The organism is Gottfriedia sp. NPDC057948 (assembly GCF_042887255.1).
Taxonomy (GTDB): Bacteria; Bacillota; Bacilli; order Bacillales; family Bacillaceae_G; genus Gottfriedia.
This window is the reverse complement of sequence record NZ_JBHVPN010000021.1, coordinates 42,491-63,858: the sequence shown is the minus strand read 5'-3', so window position 1 is coordinate 63,858 and position 21,368 is coordinate 42,491. Positions and strand designations below refer to the sequence as shown.

The following is a 21,368-nucleotide window of genomic DNA, read 5'->3' as shown; positions in this document are numbered from 1 at the left end:
ACCAAAAAACAGACTAAATGGACAACTAAAACAAAAAATGCCACGAAAAATTCGTGGCATTTACTTGACGAAGTCTTTTTTCAACAGCGTGAAAAATAAGATGACCTCTACAGAGATCATCTTATTTTTGTTGGATAGTTTTTCTTATTATAACGAGTATTTTTAGAACCAATCTTTTTTCTTGAACCACATCACTAAACCTATCACGATGATTAGCATGATCACCCAACAATAATAATAACCATATTTTAATTGAAGCTCAGGGATGTGAACAAAATTCATTCCATATACACCAACGATGAATGTAAGTGGCATGAAAACAATCGAGACCGATGTTAACATTTTCATCGTTTTATTCATTTTGTGTGAGTTTGTTGAAATATAACTTTCTCTGATGTCATTTGCCATTTCCCTGTTATCTGCAATGTCATCTAATAGTTTTAATAAATGATCGTAGACGATTCGCAATTTCTTTGTCGTTTCTTTGTCAATTTCAACGTGGGTTGAATTTAATATACGATAAATTAAATCTTTTGTTGGTTTAACTGTTTTTCTTACTTTTGATAATTTGCTTAATTGTGTTTTAATTCCATCGATCATGCTTAAATCGGAATTTGTTCCTAATTCATCAATCTCTTCGATGTCATCTTCAATTTTTTGGACGATTGGAAAGAATTTATCAACAATTTCATCAGAAATGTGATACAGGATTCGTTCTGGTTTTATTCCTTTTGTACTCTTTAATCCTTTTAGTTTATTCCACACAATTTGTATCGCATTTGACTCCTCCCAGCAAAATGAAACGATGTACTTGTGGGACAAAAAGAGATCGATTTCAGCTTGTTCCATGTTCTCCTGCAATGATTGTAGAATGATAAAACGATAGCCATCGTAATAATCCATTTTCGGTCTTTCTTTATAACTTACACAATGCTTAATTGCTATTTCATCGAATTGGAATTGAGTTTGCAATAAGTCAATTTCTTCTTTTTCAGGTTTTCCAAAATCGACCCAAACCCAATCAATTTGTTCGGAATTTAATTCTTCAATTGATACATCAAACGCATGGGTTCCGTCCTTGTATACAGCCATCGTTTTGATCATTTCGGCACCCCTTTTTCTCTTTAATTTTCTCCAAAATCAGTTTAACACAATATTCTCCATTAGTTTTTAAAAAAATTATGAGAAAGTATTAACGATTAACAAAAGATTGTTTAGTTTAAAATTGTAAAATTAGATTAGAATTGAATAAGGTAGAGAAATAATGGCTGCTTTTCTTTCCTTAGTGGCGGAAAATAGTGAAAAGTGATAAAAAGATATTTTACGATCAAAAGGATCATTAACTTTGACATTTAGAAGTTTCTTTTGCAATTGGAGTTCGGAATTTAAATTAAGTAAAAAATAAATTTAAGAAAACTTTGACTTTTTAGTAGTCGATGGATATAATAAATAACAATTAAAGCACACAAATGAATTCAATGACGAGAAAAGTAATTTTCGTTACTGTTCTACAGAGAGCCGGGGAAGCTGAAATCCGGTGAATAGTACTTAAATGAAGATCCTCTCCGAGAAGTCAAACTGAAAACATAAGTAGGTTTGAACGGGTGTCTACCGTTAAAAGGAATGCGTATGATTGTACGTGACTGAGTGCTATTGAAGAGCGGAATGTTTTCAATAGAATTAGGGTGGTATCGCGGTTAAACCCGTCCCTTATTATAGGGGCGGGTTTTTGTGTGCTTAAAAAAAAGAAGAGAGGCGATATCAAATGAAAAAAGAAAACATAAAAGAATCTGTTCAAAATCGTGAAAAAAGGATTAGTGAACTTTGGTCTAAAGAAAATACTTTTATTAAATCAGTTGAACAAAGAGAACATAATCAATCTTTTGTTTTTTATGAAGGTCCCCCAACTGCAAATGGACTACCACACGTTGGTCACGCATTAGGTCGTACGATAAAAGATGTGGTAGCTAGATATAAAACTATGGCTGGTTTCCAAGTTGTTCGTAAAGCTGGATGGGATACGCATGGTTTACCAGTTGAACTCGGTGTTGAAAAGATGTTAGGCATTTCAGGTAAGGCAGAAATTGAACGTTATGGTGTAAAAGCTTTTCTTGATAAATGTAAAGAAAGTGTTTTTACTTACGAGAAACAATGGCGAGACTTTACTGAGCAGTTAGGTTATTGGGTGGATATGGATGATCCTTATGTAACACTGGACAATTCTTATATCGAAAGTGTATGGAATATCCTCGGGACAATTCATGAAAAAGGTTTACTAGTAAAAGGTCATCGTGTTTCACCTTATTGCCCTAGCTGTCAAACATCACTAAGCTCACATGAGGTAGCGCAAGGATATAAGGACGTTAAGGATTTATCTGCAACCGTTAAGTTTAAATTGCAAGATGAAGAAAATGTCTATTTGCTTGGATGGACGACAACTCCGTGGACACTTCCAGCTAATGTAGCCTTAGCTGTAAATCCAACAATGGAATATGTTCGTGCTAAAAAAGGTGAGGAAGTATATATTCTTGCTAAGGCATTAGTAGATAAAGTGCTAAAAGCTGATTACGTCATTTTATCTGAATTTCTTGGGACAGATCTAATCGGTATTAGTTATTTACCACCATTTAATTTTGTAAAGGTTGAAGTTGGTCATAAAGTTGTGAAAGCAGATTTTGTAACTGAAAGTAGTGGTACTGGAATTGTTCATATCGCACCTGCATACGGTGAAGATGACTACAAGGTTGTACAAGAAAATGGGTTATCTTTTGTAAATGTAGTGAATGAAAAGGGCCAATATACTGATGAAGTACCTAATTTTCAAGGTCGTTTTGTTAAAGAGTGTGATGTAGATATAGTGAGGTATTTAGCCGAAAACGAATTATTATTTAGTAAAGAAAAATATGAGCACAGCTATCCGCATTGTTGGCGTTGTGATTCACCTTTACTCTATTATGCGAATGAAAGTTGGTTTATTAAAACGACCGCTTTAAAGGATGAGTTTATTAAAAATAATGAAGAAGTTACATGGCATCCAGATCATATAAAATACGGTCGATTCGGTAATTTTTTAGAACAAATGGTAGATTGGAATATTAGCCGAAAAAGATATTGGGGCACCCCATTAAATGTTTGGGAATGTGTTTCATGTAATCATCAATTAGCACCAAAAAGTATAAATGAATTATGTAACCATTCGGTTGAAGAAATTGACAATTCAATTGAACTGCACAAACCTTTTGTAGATGAAGTGACTCTTAACTGTCCAAATTGTAAAGGGAATATGAAAAGAACACCTGAAGTAATTGATGTCTGGTTCGATAGCGGTTCGATGCCATTTGCCCAATATCATTATCCTTTTGAAAATAAGGAGAAATTTGCAAAACAATTCCCAGCAGATGTTGTCATTGAAGGGATTGATCAAACGAGAGGCTGGTTCTATAGTTTACTTGCAGTATCTACTTTATTTACCGGGAAGGTACCGTATAAACGAGTATTATCTCTAGGCCATGTTTTAGATGAAAATGGACAAAAAATGTCTAAAAGTAAAGGGAATGCACTAGATCCAGTAGAATTAATTCAAAAATATGGTGCTGATTCATTAAGATGGGCTTTATTGGTAGACAGTGCGCCTTGGAATCCGAAGCGTTTTTCTGAAAGAGTCGTTCAAGAGGCGAAATCGAAACTCATCGATACAATCGACAATGTTCATAGTTTTTACAGTTTATATGCAAATTTAGATGGATTTAATATAACAGAACAATATGAGTATCAATCAAGTACGTTGGATAAATGGATCATTTCACGTTTGCATAGCACAGTCAAAAATGTAACTAAGAATTTAGAGGATTATCAATTTACAAATGCTGCAAGAGACATCGCTAAATTAGTAGATGAAGTAAGCAATTGGTATGTAAGAAGATCAAGAGAACGATTTTGGTCTAATGGAATGAATAAAGAGAAGGCAGCGGCTTACTATACACTGTTTGATGTATTAACAAAAGTAAGTCAATTAGTAGCACCGTTTACACCCTTCTTAGCGGAAGATGTTTATTATAATTTAACAAAACAAAGCGTCCATTTATCTGATTTTCCAGTTTGCGATGAAACATTAATTGACGTTCAGCTTGAAAAGGAAATGGATGCAGTTCTAAAAGTTGTAGAACTTGGAAGAAGCATCCGAAATGCAAATTCATTAAAGATTAAACAGCCACTAGCTAGTTTAACTTTAGTTAGTAACAATGTGGAGTTTGATTGGGATTTATATAAAGAAATTGTTTTAGATGAGTTAAACGTAAAAAAATTCCAACAAGTAAACAACGAAAATGAGTTTTCAATCTTAAAATTGAAATTAGATTTTAAAAAATCAGGAGCAAAATTTGGAAAGCTTTCAAATTTAGTCAATCAATCACTTCAAACATTAACAAATGAAGAAGCAAAAAGAGTAATTGAGAGCGGGTACGCTAATGTATTAATTGAAACAGGAGAAACTGTTAAAGTCGACACAGAAGATATTTTAGTTGAAAAAAGCGCAAGAGAAGGTTTTGCATCAGCGACGAATGGCGAATATACAGTGACCCTCGACACATTACTAACAGAAGATCTTATCCAAGAAGGTACTGTAAGAGAATTAATCAGGTCTATTCAAGAATACCGAAAAGAATTAGATCTACCAATTAATATGCGCGTAGACATTGAAATAACAGCTAATCCAGAGTTTATTGAAATCATAGAAAAGTTTAAAGGAATGCTTGAGGAAAACTTATTAATGAGTAAACTAGTTGTGAAAAATCAAGTGAATGGAAAAGAAATTAAAGTTGGTAATTATCAGTCCCAAATAGAATTAGTTGCTTCTAATTAATTGAATAGTTAAAGTGAAATGACAGACTAAGTATAATATTTTAGTCTGTCATTTTTCTTCTTAAATGACGTGGGCAAGGGCTCTTATTTTTTAAATTCAATAGTTTAAAGGTTTATTAAAATAGCTGTTGAATTAATTAATTAGTGCTGGATGATTTAAGGAGGATTAGATGATTTCTAAAAAGAGCATTTATGTATATTTGATTTACGCAGTTTCTTTTGCTATATCGTATTTTTTAGTTAAAGTATTCTTATTTGATGGCGAAATTAACTCAGCATTTGCCGGTTCTATTGGCGGTGGATTTATTGGATTTTTAATATCAATTATTTTCGCTAAACCGTTTGAAAAAAGATAATTTTAAAAACGGTTATCAATTACTCTATACTTAAGTTGAACTATTAATAAAGGATGATCATTATTTAATCGATCATCCTCTACTCTACATTAAGTTAATCCAATTAAAAGATAAATGCTAGTTCCCCAAATAAACAAGGCGGAGAATTTGTTGAATATGTTCATTAAACCTCCTGTACTGTCTACCTTCTTCATGACTGAGCCTGCGACCGTTAAACCAATAAACCAAATCCAAGATACTGTAATACATGCAATCGTAAAGAAAACTTGTTCCTTTCCGACATATTTTAATGCACTTGTTCCAATTACACCGACTGTATCTAAGATTGCATGAGGGTTTAATAAGGAAACTGATAAAGCAAAAATGATCTGCTGTCGGCTAGGTAATGCACTGTTTGATTCATTTGCTGCAGGTTTAGATCTCCAAATAACATACCCCATGTATATTAAAAACAAAATACCAGCAATCATCAGGCTAATTCTTAGCCATTCAAATTGTAGAACGATAGTGGAAAGTCCGAAAACAGCTAATAGAATTAAAAAAGTATCGCACACAGCAGCAGTAAAAGTCGCAGGAAGCGCTCGAATTAGTTTTGGCTGTGTGGCACCTTGTGAAAATACAAATACATTCTGTACCCCTAAAGGTAAAATAAGTCCGAATGCTAAGACTAGACCATGAATAATAGCTTCCATCAAATCAACTCCCTTTCAATTACTATCGTACTATGATAAAACTAAAAGAAAAACAACCAATTGGATGGTTTTATATCCACCCAATTTAGGGGGAGTTAGATGAAATGGAAACCAAATCGTGATTCTCATTTGACTGTTCAAGAGCAAATTGTAGATTGGATAAAATCTCGAATTGAACGAGGTGATTGGTCTGTTGGCACAAAGATTCCAACACAGCGTCAACTAGCAACGCAATTTAATGTGAATCGTAGTACCGTACAACTTGCACTTGATGAATTAAGGGCAGATGGTTTAATCGAAACAAAAATGGGTTCAGGGGTATATGTGGCTAACAATTCTTGGAATGTACTTTTGAGCAAATATCAACCAAATTGGCAGAGACATATTGAATCAAGTATTCATAAACCAAATTACCATACGATTCAGCTCATAAATGAATTTGAGCAAATGGATCATATCATACGTCTTGGAACAGGTGAATTATCACCTGAATTATTACCAACTAAACAAATAGAAGATTCGTTAAGAAAGATTTCACTTGATTCCAAATCAATTGGCTATTCATCTCCACAAGGAAGTGAAAAGCTCCGAGGAATTTTAAGTAATTATTTAAAAAAACGCGGTATTGAATCAGCACCAGAGAACATTTTAATTGTTTCGGGTGCACTTCAAGCACTTCAATTAATTGCAGTTGGATTATTGGAAGAGGGGTCCATTTTATTTCAAGAACAATGTTCGTATTTAAATTCAGTTCATCCCTTTCAATCGAATGGTATGCGAATGATTTCAGTCTCAAGAGAACATCAATTAAAAGATAATTTACGGGCACATAAAGGGAAGAGGCAATCTTTATTTTACTGTGTTCCAACTTTAAACAATCCAACAGGCTATAATTGGTCGTTGGAAGAAAAGCAAAATCTATTTGATACATGCAAAGAGCTACAAATTCCGATTATTGAAGATGATGTGTATCACGAATTGCTTTTTGAATCATCTTCTCCTGCTATAAAATCGTTTGATAATTCAGGACAAGTTCTTTATATAGGGAGTGTATCCAAAACACTAAGTCCAGGATTAAGAATTGGTTGGGTTGTTGCACCTTCACCCGTAATTGAACGATTAGCTGATATTAAAATGCAAACAGATTATGGTTCAAGTGCCTTTTCACAAGAAATCGTATCATACTGGATCGAAAAAGGTCTATACGAAAAGCATCTAGTTAACCTTCGTGAACAATTGCAAAGAAGAGCTAAATACGTAGAAGAAATTTTAGAAAAGGACTTTAAAAAAATAGCTTCATGGAAAAAGTCTGAAGGTGGTTTCTACATATGGCTCAGGTTTCATAATCCAATTGTAAATAAAACTTTATTTTTAAAATTACTTAAAGAAAATATATTGATTAATCCAGGTTATATATACGAACCAAGAGATTTACATCATATTCGTCTTTCTTATGCCTACGCGTCATTTGAAGAATTAAAACAGGGATTAAATATTTTACTAAAAATAAGCCAACATTGATTTCACTTAGAACCTTATTTGTCCCTTTTAATGAAGATTTTGCAAGTAAAAAAGAGCACCGAGATTTCGATGCTCTTTTTTAGGTTATATATTGTTCTACATCATAGTAAATTAAAATTTAATTTCTGTCTGCAAAAGTACACAGTTTGCTAGAAACCTCACTGGATACTTGCCTGAATCTTTAAGCTTTCAAACCCTCGAAATGCAACATTTTTACGGCGAGTTGGCTCCTCTATTAGAACTGGATTCACTAAATGTCTAATCAGTTTTTCGATTGCAATTTGTCCTTCTAATCTAGCAAGTGGGGCACCTAAGCAGAAATGCGGGCCGGATGAAAAGGATAAATGTTTTATATTTTTTCGAGTGATATCAAATGTTTCAGGATTAGTTGTGACTGTTGGATCGTAATTGGCTCCACCTAATGAAACCATAAAGTAATCGCCTTTTTTAATCGAATTTCCAGCGAACTCAAAGTCTTCTCTAGCCCACCTAGAAGTAAAAATAACGGGTGATTCGTATCTTAATATTTCTTCAATAGCTGAAGGAATTAACGTTAAATCATTTTTTAATAGCTCAAATTGCTCAGGATGTTTTAATAATAAATAATATCCATTCGTGATTAAATTAACAGTAGTTTCATGACCCGCTATTAATAAAAGAAGACAACTTGCGATCATTTCATCTTCACTTAATTTATCACCAGATTCCTCCGCTACGATTAAATTACTAATTAAATCCTCTTTAGGTTCAATTCTTCTTTTAGATATAAGATTTCTGAAATAATTAGAAGCATCAAGAATATCCTTTGATACTAACTCTAAATCCTCCATAGTCGTATTAAAATCAATAAATTTAATAAATGCATCAGACCAATTGCGAAATAAATTTCGATCTTCTTTCGGAACACCTAATAGATCAGTTATGACAAATACAGGTAGTAAATATGAAAAATCACGGATTAGTTCGTGGGTAAATTTTCCCTTCATATTTGCTATTAAATAATCAGCAATTTCATTTACCGAAGTTCGTAAATTTTCAACCATTCTTGGAGAAAAGGCTTTGTTCACGAGATTCCTCAATCTTGTATGATCAGGAGCATCTCGAAATAACATCATTTTTCGATTTATTGCAATTGCAGGCATAACACTTTCAGGTATTTGCTCAGGTGGAGTGACTTTGGTTGCTTCTTTTATAAAACGGGGGTCTTTTAGTATGAATTCGGCTTCTCTATAGCCTGTTACTAGCCATCCAGTTCTCTGAAATAGCTCGGTATAAAGCATAGGACTTATTTGTCGAGCGTTACTAAAATACGAATATGGGTCTTTGTAAAATTGCTGTGGATTCACTTTTAATTGATTGTTCATACAACTGTTCTCCCTTATGAATGAAATGAGTCTATTTATTTCTATTTCTGTGAAAATGGATTATTCCCAAATTTTGGATAACTCAAAAAAAGAATACTTTTGTACAGAATGATTTTCATGAGGAAATAGTTATAAATGAAAAAGAAATAAATCAAATAAAAATTAAGAAAATTAAATCATTATATATGGTAAAATAAGGTACTTCAAGTAAACAAACTGAGTTTATGAGATTATTCAACGTATTAGAAGGGGGTAACATGATGGATTTTCCAGTTTTAGAAACAGAAAGATTATCTTTAGTACAAATTACACAAAAAAATGTTGATGAGATTTTTTCCATCTTTTCAAATGAAGAGGTAATTAAATACTATGGTATAGACCCCTTTACTGAAAAAGATCAAGCGGTTAAAATGATCGATTCCTTTCAAACTAGATTTGAAAATCAACTAGGAATGCGGTGGGGAATAGTTGAAAAAGAATCAAAAAAATTAATCGGGACAATTGGTTTAAATAATTTAGTCTTACACGCTAGAAAAACTGAAATTGGATATGATTTATTACCTGAATATTGGAGAAAAGGATTTATGTCAGAAGCGATTAAGGAAATCTCATCTTATTGCTTTAATAAACTAGGAATCTATCGAATTGGAGCTAATATTTTTCCAGATAATACAGCCTCATCTACTTTAGTTGAGAAGTTAGGGTTTCAAAAAGAAGGATTACTGAGAGGTTATTTAGTTCAAGGGAATCAGTCTCATGATTTAAACGTATTTTCTCTCATTAAACCTGATTGGCAAAAATAAAAAAACAATATTAAACTGAAATACCAATAAAATAGTAAAATTGTCTAATTAAGGAAAAGGAGAAATGGAATGATTAAAGCTGTAATATTTGATTTTGATGGTCTAATTGTCGATACTGAGTCTGTATGGTTCGAAGCATATAAGGAAGTACTACAACGGTATGAAGTGGAATTAACTCTTCAAAAGTTTTCAGAAGTTGTCGGAACAAGTGATGAAATTTTATTCGATTTTATTAATTCAAATTTAAAAGAGCCAATAGAAAAAGAGCTGATCGAACAAATGGCTAAAGGGTTAGTTGATGAGAAGCTACTCGAGCCGGCACTAAGAGAAAACGTAGAGGACTATTTAATCTCAGCAAAAAATGCTGGATTACAAATAGCTTTGGCTTCTAGCTCCTCAAGAGAGTGGGTAGAAAGCTTCTTAAAAAAATTAAATATTTATGAATACTTTTCAGTAATAAAGACGAAAGATGATGTAAAGAAAGTTAAACCAGATCCGGAGCTATATTTAAAAGCAATTGAGGAGATTGGAGTTCAAGCATCAGAGGCTGTCGCATTTGAAGATTCGTTGAATGGACTAATTGCAGCAACGAAAGCAGGGTTACACTGTGTAATTGTTCCGAATCAAGTTACATCACATTTAAAGTTTGAGAACCACAGTTTAAGAATATCATCGATGGCAGAAAAATCTTTAGAAGAGGTTATTAAGCATATAACAAACAAATAAATAGATAAAAAACCATTCCCAAAAAATTGGAATGGTTCTTTTGTTAAATAGAATTCACTTCTTTTACTTCACTTGCTTCATCTTTCTTTATTAAAATTTCCTTTTTCAGACCCCAACAAATTAGAAATGTTAAAATGGCAAGCACGAAAGATACCCAATATAAATCCTGGAATGCATGACTAAAGACTGTTTTTACTTTTTCAAGTAGGTTTTGATCAAGATTAGAGGGAATCATACCATTTTGTACATTTTTTAATTGTAGCAATTGATCCACAGTAAGACTACCAGCTAGTGATTTCATCCCTGATGTAATTTTAGAGGCTAATAGAGAACCAAATAAACTAAAGCCAATCGTCATACCAATGGATTGAAATAACATAACGGCAGATTGTGCAATCCCTACATTTTCCTTTTCAACTGATTCTTGAACAATTAATGCATTGTTAAATAATGCACCGAATCCAAGTCCAAGAATAATGAAATAAATAACGAAAGTAATAATTGAAGTGTGAGCTGTAATACCTGTAAGTAAATAGAAACCGATCATTGGTATAATAAATGAAACACCGTAAATATTTCGATACGAGAATTTATTCATTACTCGACCAGCAACTACACTTGCACCCATCGCACCAACCATAATTGGTAAATTTAAATAGCCAGATTCAGTAGGTGTTAAACCGAGTACATTTTGCGAGAAGAATGGGAAGGATGAAAGTGACCCCATGATCGCAAGAACAAATACAAATACAAGAGCTGAAATGACAACAAAGTTTCTATTTTTAAATAAGTGCAATGGGATAATTGGTTCTTTTGCTTTTGACTCTACAAATATAAATAATCCAAGTAAAATAGTTCCTAAAATAAGTAAACCGATCATTTTAGGATCACTCCATGCATATCCTTCTGTTTGATGAAGTACAGGAGTAAGTAGATAACTGATTAACGTGGTAACTAGTAAAATCCCACCAAACCAGTCGATATTGATTTTTTTGTCTACTTTCGATTCGTTTAATCCTAAAGCTAATAAAATTGCAGCTAAAACTCCTACTGGAATATTTACTAAGAAGATCCAGTGCCATGATATATGCTGTACAAAATATCCTCCAATGAGCGGTCCAAGTAGTTGAGGTATAAACATGACAGCTCCGAAAATACCTTGTAGCTTTGCACGTTGTTCAACTGGGAAACTGTCTCCGAAAATGACCATCGCAAGTGGCATTAACCCACCGGCACCAATCCCTTGAATTCCACGACCAATTAAAAGGACTTCCATAGAATGAGCCGTACCACTAATAATTGAGCCAGCCATAAATAAACCCATACTAAATAAATATATTTTTTTTCGACCATATAAATCCGCAAGTTTGCCGAGTATTGCCATAAAGGAGGTCATTGAAAGCATGTAAACTCCACCAACCCAACCGTAAAGCGCTAACCCTCCTAAATCCCTAATAATTGTTGGCATAGCTGTTGAAACGACTGTCTCATCAAGCTCTGAGAAGATGACTCCAATCATTAGTCCTATTAAAATAAGAGTCTTGTTATTTTCTTTCATCCTTTTCCTCCTTATGACCTTTCAATATTATTCAATTGATTCATTGAATACTTAAAAAAGAAGAACTTGTAATAGTTTAAAACTTATGGGAATGAAGCTTTTTTAGAAAAATCCAAGCATAGTGATTTTATCTTTGATTTACATTTACGTGTCATCGTTTTAAATCTTTTTGATTCTTTATACCTAAATTTAAAGAGGAAATTCAAATTTCAAGTAAAAATGTCAATTCTATCATTTTCTTCTACATTTATTTATTCTTTACTTCGTTTAAAAATCCTTTAGGTAGTAACTCTTATCTTTGTGGTTGTTTGAAATATATAAATAATAGTGAAGGCTGAGTTTTATTATTCAACATAATGGCAGTTAAATTGAATAAGGAATGATATAATTATTTTCAAAATAACCATAAAGGATGCTAGAAAAATGAAGTTTGAATATAAATTAAGGGGTTCAGGTTGGGCAAATTTTAAGATAGAGATTAATAATAAAAGTTTCAGTTTCGGTCCAGGGTATTTGACAGATGCGTTAGGTGGTATTTTAAATGCAATAAAAGAAATACATCCTTTATTTGATCCAGTTGGCGATTTTAAAGAAAATGGTTCATATTATATGTGGGATGCCGAGCCTGATATTTTAGAATGGAACTTAAAATATTTAGATAACGAAAATATACTTATTAATCTTATTTACTGTGACGATGATGAAGATGAAACAGTAGTATTAAATGAAGAATGTCCTTATGATGTTTTCTTAAAAGAAGTTTTAAAAGAAGTTGAAATGATTCTCATGGAGTACGGAATTGTTGGATATAAAGAAATGTGGCATGCACACGAATTTCCATTAAGTACATTTTTAGAGTTAAAATTTTACTTGGAAAATAAGCAACGCTTTCCATTAGCGACAAATAAAGTAGGAAATAAACAAGGAAAAAATAGTGATTTGAAATTTGAAATAGATTATATCAATAAATTAAACTAGTTCATTTAACGCATGCTTAGGTGAAAATCATATACTGCTTAATTGCAGTTTTTTTATTTTCAGTAAATGTAAGGATCGTTTAATAAATAAAGGATTTTATAATCTTAAATGGAATTATTAAAATTAATTACGTCTTGCTGGAAAAAAATTGAAATATCTCTAACACACTTTTGTTACAGTAGTGGGCAAGTTGTTTGGATGCACAAGACTGATTTCACCACTTGAAAAAGTGTTTAAGGATGTCGCTTTTGAACAAGCAATTTTAATGTATTATGTTGAAAAGGAGTATGCAAAATGGATAATTTTAGTTTACTCAATACGTTACTACAATTGATCATTCTAATTGTAGTAGTATATATCGTGATTATTATTATTAAAAAAGTAAGATTATTTGCAGCAAATAATTTGTATATTTCAAATAAAAAAATAGAAGAATTAGAGCAAAGAATAAGTAATTTAGAGAAGAAATAAGGATACTCTCTTAATCAATATAGCAAGAGTTAGTTATACAATAATCAACTTTAAATCAGCCATATTACTCAGCTATTTTATTTTTTTTCATGGAAATTTGATAATTCATAACTAAATTGTTAAAATTAGGATATTACATTGTGTGCAAGCCACACTGGGAGGTTACAAAAATGGAACATGGTAAAGTAAAATGGTTTAATGCAGAAAAAGGATTTGGATTTATTGAGCGTGAAAATGGTGATGATGTATTCGTACATTTCTCAGCAATTCAAACTGATGGATTTAAATCATTAGATGAAGGTCAAGCCGTTACGTTCGAAGTAGAACAAGGTCAACGCGGACCACAAGCAACTAATGTTAAAAAGGCTTAATTGAAAAAAAGAGTCGGAATCTATAAAGTAGAATCCGACTCTTTTTATGTCTTTTAAATTTAAAAAGCCTTATTCCATAAAGAATAAGGGGAATATCTTAGTAAAGAAAATGGTTTAAAGTATTATAGACCATATAAAATGAAGTTACTAATAATTATCGAATATAATTAGTCATTTGAATTATTATTAGTTGTTTTGGAATTGGCCTTATTTTTAGTTCCTTTGCTAACATAGGGCTTCGCGTTCTTTGCTTTTTTTGCACTAGCTTGCCACCTATTCCAACCCTTCTTATCTGTACCTCTACCTGTACCGCCTTTAGCTTTAGCTTTACTCATATAAACACCTCATACCTATTATACACTAATTACTTTACAGTTTTTCAGTAATTTCTAATTAACTTGTGAGTTAAACATGAATAGAGTGATAAATATATTCAATAAGAAGACATTTATATGTCTTTATTGTAATTGAACGAAAGCATACATTTGACCTATAAAATGATTATAGTCTATCTATGATAGAGGGAGAATAGGGTGTCTGTAAATCTTATATTTTTTAGTTTGATAGTTTTTAAGTAGGATGCTTTAGTTGAATCAATACGATCGGCTATATAAAGTCATTTTTTTAGAGATAAATGACAGATTAGCTGTATAAGGATAATCTGAAAATTATTGTAAAAAAGGACCAAATTCCCCAAATACAAAAACTTATCTAGTTGATACAATTAAAAAAACATTAAAAAAATGGAGGATAAGGTTTCAACATGAAAACTACGAAAAAAGTATTTGTCAGAAATTTAATAGTCATTTCTTCAATGATTATTATTATTGGATTGGGAATTTTGATTTATTTTAAATCGAATTCATCATATCCATATCAAAAACTAATGAAACTAAAGTAGAAAAAATAAACTCATCTCTTATAATTGTAAGATCAGATTTAAATCAGCTAGAAAAAATCTTAGTAAATAAAAATGATAAAAATAAAGTAAGTGAATTGGAAAAAAAATCGATGGAGGATATCGGGAAATTAGATGAAGTATTAGAGAATTTTAAATTTAAAAAAACGCCTGATAAGGGTCTTTTATTATGGATTATTTGTGCAACTTCATCTAAAGATGCCTACTTAATGGATTTGATGAGTTATAGTAGCGGTGATACTAAGGGAAATGAAGAATTCTCTAAAAGTACAATCGAACATCTAAATGATAGCCTTAATGAAATGAAAAATAAACATGAAGAAGCCTATAGATACTTCAAGCGAAATGATTATTTAGACGGGTTTTACAATCAATAATAAATTAATTAAAAATATAAATAAATTTCAATTAAGCTATTTTAATTTCGATAAAATATCCATAGTTAGTTCACAGCATGAAAATGGAAATGATCCTAGGAGGGGTAAAATGTTTGAAGGCGAAGATTTTATTTTTACGTTCGGTCCAATTTTCATTGGTATATCTTTTGTAGTTGTTATATCCATTTTATTATTCTCAATTATAAAAGGAGTTACGCAATGGAACAAAAATAACAATTCACCAAAATTAAATGTAAAAGCCAAAGCAATAACTAAAAGAACTAAAGTAAGTGGTGGAAGGGAACATTCGTCATATAGTAATTATTTTGTAACGTTCGAAGTAGAAAGTGGAGATCGGTTAGAATTTGAGGTAAAGGATACAGAATACGGAATGATTGTTGAAGGCGATAATGGAGAGCTTTCATTTCAAGGAACAAGATATCAAGGATTTATTAGAAGTAAATAAGTTCAAAGTGCTTCATAAATTTAAGCTGGTCTCATTAATAACTTATTTTATAGAACCTATTGAACTTACGCTACATTAGTTGAACAAAAATAGCAGCCATAGGCTGCTATTTTATTAAATTAATATTTACTTCTTTTACAAATTATTTAACTAGCTGATTATCAAGATATTTAAATCATAATTAAAGGTGTTCATAGAATTTCCCTAATTAATAAAGTAAATCAGGGGTTTAAGGGATTAGCACCTAATATATATGGTTTTAATTTATAGAATAAACCTGCAATAATATACTATATAGCTTTTAAATTTAAAATGTAAGATGAAATGAGAATAACTTGAAAGGAGTTACCTCATGAATTTTACATCTTTTGTATTATATTGTTTTATTGTTACTTTTACACCAGGTCCTACTAATATCGTAATATTATCGACAGTGCATAATAATGGGACAAAGAAGGCATTGGAATATGCGTATGGTGCAACGCTTGCTTTTGGTATATTGCTATTAATTTCTGCAATGTTAAACACTTTGCTGATAGGGGTTATTCCCAAAATTTTACATCTTATGCAGGTTATAGGAAGTGTTTATATGATCTATCTTGCTGTTCAGATTTATAAAATGGATTCATCCAATTCATCCAAAAAGCAAACAGGTACCTTTAAGTCAGGCTTTCTTATGCAGTTTTTAAATCCAAAGGTAGTACTGTTTACAATGACAGTTATTCCTAGCTATATATTACCCTATTATGTCGCAATGCCTGCAGTTACAATTAGTGTTATGGTGATCACAATCATCGGATTCTTAGCATTTATTACATGGGTTCTTTTCGGTTCAATCTTCAAGGTGTTTTTACAGAAACACAAAAAGACTGTTAATATCGTGCTGGCATTATCCTTAGTTTATGCTGCAGTCATGATATGGATGTAAGTAAGCTGTTAAAGAGGTGAGTTCACTGGAGAAATTTATCTATAAAAAATCATCAGGTATTACGGCACTATCAGCAAGTATTACTGATTTTAAGTATAAAAAACACTCTCACAAGGAGTATGCAATAGGTGTTACATTACGTGGTATTCAACAGTATAATCTGGATGGAATTTTACAGTTATCACATCAAAATGGTGTCATGCTTTTTAATCCAGAACAAGCACATGACGGAATGGCACATGATGAGTCTGGCCTTGATTATGTCATGCTATATATTGATCCACAATTGCTATTGGAAGTGAATGAGAACAAGGACTTAGTTCGTTTTTCAAACCCCATAGTGTATGATCGAATTCTTGAACAAAAAATATTAAATCTTTCTAATGCTATTTTAAGTGGTAAGGATGAGGCATTTTGTAGTGAATTATTAGTATCTCTCACAGATCTTCTTATAGGAACTAATCTTTCATCAGCGTATAAGAAAGATAACGCACTAATGCAAAAAGCGAAGAATTTGATTCATACCAATTTGGAAAATGTTCTTAAGCTTGATGAAATATGTAACAAACTTAATTTATCTAAATTCAAGTTTATTAGATTCTTTAAGTCTCATACCGGAATATCACCGTATCAATACTTTCTTAACTGTAAGATCGAACGGGCAAAGCAATTGATCGAAAAAAATAGAGATATTTATTCAGCGGTATCGGAATGTGGCTTTGTAGATTTAACTCATTTAAATAAACATTTCAAGAGCGTATATGGAACAACAGCTTATGAGTATATGTCATATTTAGATTAAGGAGAATTTATGATTGTCCTTGGGGAGTTATTTTAAGTAGGAGTAGTTGTTCTATTAATATTGATGGATTCAGAAAAAGAATTATTAATTAACGAGCTATAAGAAAACAAGAAAAATCCTGTATCTTAGCTTAGATGCAGGATTTTTTAAAAGTTGTTAAATCAACTAACCTACAGCTAATAACACTTTATGCTGGAGATTTCATTGCTTTCTTTACAATCCGTTTGCTTTTAGACATTCTATTTGTTTTAAAGTAAGTAAACAAGAAACTACCTAGTATAACGATTATGCTCCCAAGGCCTTGAATCCATGTCATTTTTTCATTTAATAAGAAAAACGCTAAAATGGCTGTGAAAATTGGATTGAAGTTTAGGAAAATACCTGCTGAAGTTGCGCCAATTTTTTGGACACCAATATTCCAAAAGAGCATACATAAAACTGTTGAAATAATCCCAGTATATAATATTGTAAAAATAAATGAGCCATTCATTTTTACAAGCGTAAAATCTGTCAGATTAAAAGGGAAGATTACAACGAGTCCAAATATCCCTGAGTATAGTGTAGACATCATAGGTGATATATGCGTTGTCGCCCATCTACTACAAACCGAATAGATCCCCCATATGCATACGGCAATGACCATCCATAAATCTCCTAAATTTAATTTCATTGAGAATAGTAGATTCATATCTCCTTTTGAAAGCACAAGAATAACGCCAAAGAACGATATAATCATCGAAAATATTTGTAAAAAGTTCAGTCTTTCTTTTAAAAATAAAGATGAAAATAAAGCAATGGAAATTGTATTTAAGGTCGAAATTAACCCAACATTCGTTGCAGATGTCTTTTCTAATGCCATAAATTGAAAAAGATTAAAAAGAACAACACCTGTTACTCCCATCATGATTAATGGAAGAATAGCTTTACGTGGTGGTAAAATCTTTTTTTCTTTCCACCATACTATTGGTAATAATACGATAATTGCTATTCCCCATCTTAGAGTCGTCAAGGTCATTGGAGAAGCATGACCAACAAGGGATTTTCCAACGACAAAATTTCCTCCCCATAAAAAACTTGTTAATAATAACAACAGTATATATAAGATTGGCATATGTAACCCCCCTAGTTCACTGTTCTTATGTTTTAAAAAAGACTTTACACAGTGATTTCTTACTATTTTTTAAATAGTTTAACATAATTGTGTGTTTTACCGTAGAATATTTTGTATAATGGTATAAATGCGAAATAATTTTAATTAAATATATCGTTTTAAAGAATAAAATTCGTTTTATTTGTTGGATTCAGACTGTTTTCCGAATAATTGAAAGGGAGTAGATATTAGTGGAATATCAAGGAAATAAAGTGTTAGATGAAGTAGATGTTAAAATTTTAGATAAGCTACAAAAGGAAAGCCAAATAAGCAATACAGAACTAGCGCGACATGTAAATTTGTCACCACCTGCTACACATGCGAGAGTCAAACGATTGGAAAATGAAGGATACATCGATCGGCAAGTTGCAATTTTAAATCAAGAAAAGCTAGGATTTGACTTACTTTGTTTTATTTTTATCAATACAAATATCCATCAAGCCGATAAATTAGAAGTATTAGAGAAACAATTAAAATCCATGCCTCAAGTTTTAGAGTGTCACTTATTAACAGGTGAGTATGACTATCTATTAAAAGTTGCGAATAGAGAACGAAAAGAATTAGAGAGCTTTATTCGGAAGTTAAATCAACTCGGAATTACAAGAATTCAAACAAGTTTAGCTTTAAGAGAAATCAAGAATTCTACTGTTTTGCCTTTATGTGAAAAAGAAGAATAATATTTTATAAACCTTAGACCTTTGGTTTACAATACGGAATCATTTAATAAAAAAGGGTAATGTGTGCCTAAGTTGAATAAATGAAAAATGATATTATAGCTAAATCAATCTTTCTTTTAGGAGTATGTATCGTAATTGGAAGTTGGATGATTTCAAATGGAATGGGAAAAAAAACTACAACGAGTCGTCCTGTACAGCATCAACTATTAACAGAGACGGAATTAGTTAATTATTTAGGTTTAAGTAAAGAAGAAATTCAAAAACTAACAGAGTTAGATGATGAAGAAGGTAGTTATTCAAGTGAACTTCCTCATATAAAAATCGGCTCTCAGTTTTACTATCCTAAATCAGCAATCGATAAATGCTTAATAAATGTGGATTTAATAACGATTCCTTAATTTTTTTAACAATAACATTTGAATAAACGTATTTTTACAAAAGAAGAAGTTATGAGTGATTAGCGAAGAAATTTTCAATAATTAAATCTTTTTTATATTTAATGACCATACAATAGTAAAATAGAATAAGCTGCATAAATGCGGCTTTCAGACTGTTGACAAACGCTCGCTTTCTTCGTTGCTTCGCCTGTCTGCGGTGCTCATTACCGTCTAGGGTAACTCCACTCCTCACCAGGCTTCGCGCCTCGAAAGACAAACGCTTGCAATCAGTCTGAAAATCAGGTTATTTTTACTTTGTCTACATACTCTAAGTTGCATAAATGCGGCTTTTTCTATTGCATTAAAGTAAAGATATTAATTTAGTTGATTTTTAGCATGAATCCAATGGAAAAAAATAATTTATTTTATACTACAAATATGAGTAAGGGTGTTTTGTCATTTTTTTGCTTTAGTGTATGTACTCCTAATGGGAGATGATCGTAAGCAAAACAAATGAAAGGGTGTTTGGAATGAAAAAAAAGGCATTCGTGACCATTCCATTTTGTATTGTATTGGCGATCTTAATCGCTACATCGTTTGTGCTCACTTCAACGAAACCATCGGCCCCTTACATACTCAAACCTCAACAATTAGCTGAAACGACAAAGCCAGCGGTTGTTCGAATTGTTGATTATGCGATTGTGAAATGGACGATTACATTAGATGATAAACGAGTAATGAGTGTGTTGAAGAAATGGGATTATAAAACTGAACTGGACGGTTTTGGATCAGGCGCTATCATTAATTCGGACGGCTATATTGTGACAAACGCTCATGTTCTCGTTTATTCTCATCAATTGTCCGATCATGATATAGTTTCTGAGGCATTTTCAATTCTTGTGGATGATGTTGCAACGGAAAACAATTGGACGCACAAATACACAGATGCTTACTTGAAACAGTATACTAGTTACGAAATCTTCCAAAAAGGCGTCGACGTGTACTTACCGACTGTAGATGAACCTATTAGCGCAGTCGTCAAAAAGTATCAACAACCTACCGATCATGGAAAAGATGTGGCCCTTTTAAAAATCGATGGCTCCAACTATCCAACGATCCCTCTTGGAAACAGTGATTCCATTCAAGATCAAGACAATATTTGGGTAATTGGCTACCCAGCTGCGGCAGATTCAGAATTGCTATCCATGCATAGTTATGTTATCCCCACGATGAATAAAGGGCAAATCTCAGCGATCTCAAAAACTACATTAGCAGGTAGCCCGGTCCTTCAAATCAACGCAGCATCTACTCATGGGAATAGTGGAGGACCGATCATCAACAACAAGGGACAATTGATTGGCTTACTCACCTTCCGAGGAGATACGGTGAATGATCAAGAAGTACAAGGATTTCATTTTGCTGTACCTGTGAACACATTGAAAAAAGTTGTCTATAAATCGGAAGTACATGACACAAAAAGCCAAACTGATAAATTGTTCAAAGAAGGGTTAACTTTCTACTGGGCCGGCTATTACAAAGATGCACTGTCAAAATTCGAAGCTGTCCAACAAATCTATCCAAACCATCCAGAAGTAAAACGATATATTCATGAATCGAAACAAAAAATGAGTTCAAGCAAAACACTTTGGGCAAATCATAAAACGAGTTTTTTCATTCAAGATATTGTCGCATGTATACTAATCCTCATTCTTCTTCTTTACACGTTCACGTATAACAGCAATCCAAAATCAAATACCACAGCCAATCCACCATCAACCGATAATGAATCCGGTTAAACTTTAGTATGATCCTGCCCAAAACCTGCAAAGTAAACATCATAAATAATGAAAAATTTATTAGAAATAGTGCTTCATAATGAACAAAACGGCTCCATTTTGCTGATCGTAGGTTGCAATTGGAACTAATAAGTGGGATGAAAAATCCTACCCAAGCCAATTGTAGAGCTACAAAC

The 21,368-nt window shown here is 32.1% G+C and carries 21 protein-coding genes and 1 other annotated feature; of the genes, 15 read left to right on the top strand and 6 right to left on the bottom strand.

Going from position 1 to position 21,368, the window contains the following annotated elements; all coding sequences use genetic code 11:
• Nucleotides 1-162: 162 nt before the first annotated feature.
• On the bottom strand, nucleotides 163-1,104 hold the full coding sequence (gene corA, locus ACFVRR_RS21620; protein WP_387332551.1) for a magnesium/cobalt transporter CorA: 942 nt from the start codon (nucleotides 1,102-1,104) through the stop codon (nucleotides 163-165).
• 365 nt (nucleotides 1,105-1,469) lie between these two features.
• Nucleotides 1,470-1,714: a binding site (T-box leader), on the top strand.
• 66 nt (nucleotides 1,715-1,780) lie between these two features.
• On the opposite strand from corA, the gene ileS reads away from it, so the two are divergent.
• The gene (gene ileS, locus ACFVRR_RS21615; protein ID WP_387332557.1) at nucleotides 1,781-4,861 is read left to right on the top strand and encodes an isoleucine--tRNA ligase; all 3,081 of its coding nucleotides are present in this window, start codon (nucleotides 1,781-1,783) and stop codon (nucleotides 4,859-4,861) included.
• 169 nt (nucleotides 4,862-5,030) lie between these two features.
• A complete protein-coding gene (locus ACFVRR_RS21610) occupies nucleotides 5,031-5,216 on the top strand; it encodes a hypothetical protein (protein WP_387332549.1) in 186 nt (61 codons plus the stop codon).
• Nucleotides 5,217-5,305: 89 nt separating this feature from the next.
• Here ACFVRR_RS21610 and ACFVRR_RS21605 read toward each other — a convergent pair whose 3' ends face one another.
• On the bottom strand, nucleotides 5,306-5,908 hold the full coding sequence (locus tag ACFVRR_RS21605; RefSeq protein ID WP_097977791.1) for a LysE/ArgO family amino acid transporter: 603 nt from the start codon (nucleotides 5,906-5,908) through the stop codon (nucleotides 5,306-5,308).
• A gap of 99 nt (nucleotides 5,909-6,007) precedes the next feature.
• Here ACFVRR_RS21605 and ACFVRR_RS21600 point away from each other — a divergent pair, with 99 nt between their 5' ends.
• Entirely contained in the window at nucleotides 6,008-7,429 is a 1,422-nt protein-coding gene (locus ACFVRR_RS21600; RefSeq protein WP_387332546.1) for an aminotransferase-like domain-containing protein, read from the top strand.
• A gap of 158 nt (nucleotides 7,430-7,587) precedes the next feature.
• Here the strand turns inward: ACFVRR_RS21600 and ACFVRR_RS21595 are convergent, their stop codons facing one another.
• Nucleotides 7,588-8,793 carry a cytochrome P450 gene (locus ACFVRR_RS21595; RefSeq protein ID WP_387332544.1) on the bottom strand — a complete coding sequence of 402 codons (1,206 nt, stop codon included), beginning with the start codon at nucleotides 8,791-8,793 and terminating at the stop codon, nucleotides 7,588-7,590.
• Nucleotides 8,794-9,053: 260 nt separating this feature from the next.
• Here ACFVRR_RS21595 and ACFVRR_RS21590 point away from each other — a divergent pair, with 260 nt between their 5' ends.
• Nucleotides 9,054-9,596, top strand: coding sequence for a GNAT family N-acetyltransferase (locus ACFVRR_RS21590; RefSeq protein WP_387332542.1), 543 nt, complete (start codon nucleotides 9,054-9,056; stop codon nucleotides 9,594-9,596).
• Nucleotides 9,597-9,665: 69 nt separating this feature from the next.
• The gene (locus tag ACFVRR_RS21585; RefSeq protein WP_387332540.1) at nucleotides 9,666-10,322 is read left to right on the top strand and encodes an HAD family hydrolase; all 657 of its coding nucleotides are present in this window, start codon (nucleotides 9,666-9,668) and stop codon (nucleotides 10,320-10,322) included.
• Nucleotides 10,323-10,365: 43 nt separating this feature from the next.
• Here the strand turns inward: ACFVRR_RS21585 and ACFVRR_RS21580 are convergent, their stop codons facing one another.
• Nucleotides 10,366-11,880: an MDR family MFS transporter gene (locus ACFVRR_RS21580; RefSeq protein ID WP_387332538.1), complete on the bottom strand. Its 1,515-nt coding sequence runs from the start codon at nucleotides 11,878-11,880 to the stop codon at nucleotides 10,366-10,368.
• A gap of 423 nt (nucleotides 11,881-12,303) precedes the next feature.
• Here ACFVRR_RS21580 and ACFVRR_RS21575 point away from each other — a divergent pair, with 423 nt between their 5' ends.
• The 3 genes from ACFVRR_RS21575 to ACFVRR_RS21565 all read left to right on the top strand — a co-directional run bounded on the left by ACFVRR_RS21575 (nucleotide 12,304) and on the right by ACFVRR_RS21565 (nucleotide 13,700).
• Complete coding sequence (locus ACFVRR_RS21575) at nucleotides 12,304-12,858, top strand: hypothetical protein (protein ID WP_387332536.1); 555 nt, start codon at nucleotides 12,304-12,306, stop codon at nucleotides 12,856-12,858.
• 294 nt (nucleotides 12,859-13,152) lie between these two features.
• On the top strand, nucleotides 13,153-13,329 hold the full coding sequence (locus ACFVRR_RS21570; protein ID WP_387332534.1) for a hypothetical protein: 177 nt from the start codon (nucleotides 13,153-13,155) through the stop codon (nucleotides 13,327-13,329).
• A 170-nt stretch (nucleotides 13,330-13,499) separates the two neighbouring features.
• Entirely contained in the window at nucleotides 13,500-13,700 is a 201-nt protein-coding gene (locus ACFVRR_RS21565) for a cold-shock protein (protein ID WP_069032402.1), read from the top strand.
• A 167-nt stretch (nucleotides 13,701-13,867) separates the two neighbouring features.
• Here ACFVRR_RS21565 and ACFVRR_RS21560 read toward each other — a convergent pair whose 3' ends face one another.
• Entirely contained in the window at nucleotides 13,868-14,035 is a 168-nt protein-coding gene (locus tag ACFVRR_RS21560; RefSeq protein ID WP_387332531.1) for a DUF3934 domain-containing protein, read from the bottom strand.
• Between the two features lie 676 nt (nucleotides 14,036-14,711).
• On the opposite strand from ACFVRR_RS21560, the gene ACFVRR_RS21555 reads away from it, so the two are divergent.
• From ACFVRR_RS21555 to ACFVRR_RS21540, 4 genes are all read left to right on the top strand, one after another.
• Complete coding sequence (locus ACFVRR_RS21555; protein ID WP_387332529.1) at nucleotides 14,712-14,996, top strand: hypothetical protein; 285 nt, start codon at nucleotides 14,712-14,714, stop codon at nucleotides 14,994-14,996.
• Between the two features lie 109 nt (nucleotides 14,997-15,105).
• Nucleotides 15,106-15,462 (top strand): DUF2500 domain-containing protein, encoded by a 357-nt coding sequence (locus ACFVRR_RS21550; protein ID WP_387332527.1) that lies wholly within the window; start codon nucleotides 15,106-15,108, stop codon nucleotides 15,460-15,462.
• A gap of 352 nt (nucleotides 15,463-15,814) precedes the next feature.
• Nucleotides 15,815-16,390: a LysE family translocator gene (locus ACFVRR_RS21545; RefSeq protein WP_387332525.1), complete on the top strand. Its 576-nt coding sequence runs from the start codon at nucleotides 15,815-15,817 to the stop codon at nucleotides 16,388-16,390.
• A gap of 25 nt (nucleotides 16,391-16,415) precedes the next feature.
• Nucleotides 16,416-17,192: a helix-turn-helix domain-containing protein gene (locus ACFVRR_RS21540; RefSeq protein WP_387332555.1), complete on the top strand. Its 777-nt coding sequence runs from the start codon at nucleotides 16,416-16,418 to the stop codon at nucleotides 17,190-17,192.
• A gap of 187 nt (nucleotides 17,193-17,379) precedes the next feature.
• Here the strand turns inward: ACFVRR_RS21540 and ACFVRR_RS21535 are convergent, their stop codons facing one another.
• Nucleotides 17,380-18,303 (bottom strand): DMT family transporter, encoded by a 924-nt coding sequence (locus ACFVRR_RS21535; protein WP_387332523.1) that lies wholly within the window; start codon nucleotides 18,301-18,303, stop codon nucleotides 17,380-17,382.
• A 230-nt stretch (nucleotides 18,304-18,533) separates the two neighbouring features.
• Here ACFVRR_RS21535 and ACFVRR_RS21530 point away from each other — a divergent pair, with 230 nt between their 5' ends.
• From ACFVRR_RS21530 to ACFVRR_RS21520, 3 genes are all read left to right on the top strand, one after another.
• A complete protein-coding gene (locus tag ACFVRR_RS21530) occupies nucleotides 18,534-19,019 on the top strand; it encodes an Lrp/AsnC family transcriptional regulator (protein ID WP_097977775.1) in 486 nt (161 codons plus the stop codon).
• A gap of 80 nt (nucleotides 19,020-19,099) precedes the next feature.
• Nucleotides 19,100-19,417: a helix-turn-helix domain-containing protein gene (locus tag ACFVRR_RS21525; protein WP_387332521.1), complete on the top strand. Its 318-nt coding sequence runs from the start codon at nucleotides 19,100-19,102 to the stop codon at nucleotides 19,415-19,417.
• Nucleotides 19,418-19,890: 473 nt separating this feature from the next.
• Nucleotides 19,891-21,192, top strand: a complete 1,302-nt coding sequence (locus ACFVRR_RS21520) for a S1C family serine protease (protein ID WP_387332519.1) — start codon at nucleotides 19,891-19,893, stop codon at nucleotides 21,190-21,192.
• The last annotated feature ends 176 nt before the right edge of the window (nucleotides 21,193-21,368 follow it).